Below are 316 nucleotides of genomic sequence, written 5' to 3' on the forward strand. Positions count from 1 at the left end.
GGGAGAGGCGTTGCCTTCTGCTGGTGTCACCTCGGCCGCTGTTGCGTCGGTGCTGGTGGAGCCTTCCGTGTTCTCGGCCGCTGAGCTTTCATCAGATGTATCGGCCGCGGGGGCGGCGTTGTCTTCCGCTGCGGCATCGCTGGTCTCGGCAGCTTCCGCGTTCGTGTCGGAAGCCGTCGAGGCCAGGGCCTGGATGGCGCTGCTTCCCTGCTGGTAGGCGCACGCCCCGAGGGGGATAACGAGGCACAGCGCCTCTGGGATGAGGCCATTGCGGAAATCACGGATACGTGGAAGAATCTGCAAGGAGATTTTGGGC

At 64.6% G+C, this 316-nt stretch carries 1 protein-coding gene; it reads right to left on the bottom strand.

The window, feature by feature from the left end; translation table 11 throughout:
- A partial coding sequence (locus NE591_RS13720; protein WP_256156915.1) for a hypothetical protein occupies window positions 1-316 on the bottom strand: 316 nt, incomplete at both ends.

The organism is Adlercreutzia sp. DFI.6.23, assembly GCF_024462535.1.
Classification (GTDB): domain Bacteria; phylum Actinomycetota; class Coriobacteriia; order Coriobacteriales; family Eggerthellaceae; genus Adlercreutzia; species Adlercreutzia rubneri.